This is a genomic window from Propionivibrio soli (assembly GCF_025770765.1).
Classification (GTDB): Bacteria; Pseudomonadota; Gammaproteobacteria; order Burkholderiales; family Rhodocyclaceae; genus Propionivibrio; species Propionivibrio soli.
This window is the reverse complement of sequence record NZ_JANZKY010000031.1, coordinates 1-1,849: the sequence shown is the minus strand read 5'-3', so window position 1 is coordinate 1,849 and position 1,849 is coordinate 1. Positions and strand designations below refer to the sequence as shown.

2 protein-coding genes are annotated in these 1,849 nt (G+C 55.1%); one reads left to right on the top strand and one right to left on the bottom strand.

Annotated elements, in window-relative coordinates; all coding sequences use genetic code 11:
* Positions 1-132: 132 nt before the first annotated feature.
* On the bottom strand, positions 133-963 hold the full coding sequence (locus NZ453_RS21820) for an SDR family NAD(P)-dependent oxidoreductase (protein ID WP_263773116.1): 831 nt from the start codon (positions 961-963) through the stop codon (positions 133-135).
* 86 nt (positions 964-1,049) lie between these two features.
* Between NZ453_RS21820 and NZ453_RS21815 the strand changes: the two genes are divergently transcribed.
* The gene (locus tag NZ453_RS21815) at positions 1,050-1,646 is read left to right on the top strand and encodes a TetR/AcrR family transcriptional regulator (protein ID WP_263773115.1); all 597 of its coding nucleotides are present in this window, start codon (positions 1,050-1,052) and stop codon (positions 1,644-1,646) included.
* Positions 1,647-1,849 lie beyond the last annotated feature (203 nt).

Genomic DNA, 1,849 nt, shown 5'->3' with positions numbered 1-1,849 from the left:
CCGCGCCCCAGCATTCGAATCACCGTCCGCCGCAGCTGCTCGCGCGCTGCTGGCTCAAGCTTTCTGACATCGATCTTTCCCATGTCAGGAGTATACGACTGTTTTCTATTTTAGGACCGGGTTAATAGCGATCTATCCTGCGTCGCCTTGCGCGGCATTGGACACGGCGGCCCATTCTTCCCAAGTTTCAATCCGCCTCTGATAAACCTGCTTCATCATCGGAAGCAGCCAGTTGCCGAGCATGAGGCGCATCGGCGGATTTTCGGCATCTACCACCTTGAGGATGGCTGCGGCAGTCGCCGCCGGATCACCTGTCATTTCGGGTTTGAACGATGCGCGCGCAGCTTTCCGCAGAGCGTCATATTCCGGCATGGGCGATGCCGCCACGGTCGAGGTTCCAAAGCCTGTCTTGAAGCTGCCCGGCTCGATGATCGTGACCTTGATTCCAAAGCTGGCCACTTCGCCGGCGAGCGCCTCCGACAATGCCTCGATGGCGAACTTCGTGGCGAGGTATATGCCGCCGCTTGGAAAGCTGGCGATGCCTCCGATGCTCGACATGGTGAGAATGTGTCCGCTGTGCTGCCTGCGTAGGATGGGAAGTGCGGCCTGGATGACTGACAGCGTGCCAAACAGATTGGTGTCGATATTCTTCTGCGCATCCTCCGGCACCATCTCCTCGATGGTGCTCATATAACCGTAGCCAGCATTGCACAGGATCACGTCGAGATGGCCGAATTGCTGGTGCGCTTGTTCGACCGTCTTGAATACCGCATCCCGATCCGTAACGTCGAGCGGCAGCGCCAGCATGGAATTGCCATAAGTGGTGACAAGTTCGTTGAGCGCTTCCGGATCACGCGCTGTGGCAACTACCTTGTCTCCGCGATCGAGAGCTGCTTCCGTCCAGATCCTTCCGAATCCCCGGGAGGCACCGGTCACGAACCAAACCTTCTGATGGAATGCCATGCCAAGCTCCTAAAATAACACTCAGTGTAGAAATGTTATTGCACTAAGTGTAAAATTAAAAGGGCTAAGGTTAGTGTGGAGATTCGATGAAAAATACGTCGGACGAACCAAGTGGACTGCGAGAGCGCAAACGGCGCGAGACCCTTGGGCGGATTGCTGAAGCTGGCTTGCAGTTGTTTGTGAAGAAGGGGTATGAAGAAACGACGCTGGAGAATATTGCAGCGGCGGCGGGAGTCTCTCGTCGCACTCTCTTCTACTACTTCAAGTCCAAGGAAGACATCTTGTTGGCATGGCAAGGCAGTGGCTTTGCGCAAGCCCTGCATCCGACAATGCTTCAAGAGTCGCCAGACCAGTTCCCTCTTGATGCTGCACGAGAGTGCCTCCTCAAGCTTGCCTCTCGTTTAGAAACAAAAGAATCCATTGCCGTTGACGGCTTGCTTCGCTCAAGCGAAGCGCTTCGGGCTCGAAAGGAGGCCGCATATGTCGAACTTGAACATTCCCTGCTGAATGCCATGCTCGAACTTTGGCCAGATCCGACAAAGCGCAATGCACATCGCGTCACGGCGATGGTGGCTATAGGAACCCTCCGGCTCGCCTTGGAAAGTTGGAGAGAAGAAGGAGGTCAACCCTCTTTGGCGCATCATATTTCTAGGCACTTCGATCTATTGAAGCATCAGGTGTAAGCGCAAGGTCGTCTTGGCCTATCTAAGCCTTCGATACAGCGGTGTTAGCTAGTCGCCAGCCTTATGGGACGCCTTCTATTAACCCGGTCCTAAAATAGAAAACAGTCGTATACTCCTGACATGGGAAAGATCGATGTCAGAAAGCTTGAGCCAGCAGCGCGCGAGCAGCTGCGGCGGACGGTGATTCGAATGCTGGGGCGCGG

Bases quoted from the DNA above. Each gene is read 5' to 3' on its own strand.
- NZ453_RS21820 (WP_263773116.1), bottom strand. From the start codon at position 963: ATGGCATTCCATCAGAAGGTTTGGTTCGTGACCGGTGCCTCCCGGGGA.
- NZ453_RS21815 (WP_263773115.1), top strand. From the start codon at position 1,050: ATGAAAAATACGTCGGACGAACCAAGTGGACTGCGAGAGCGCAAACGG.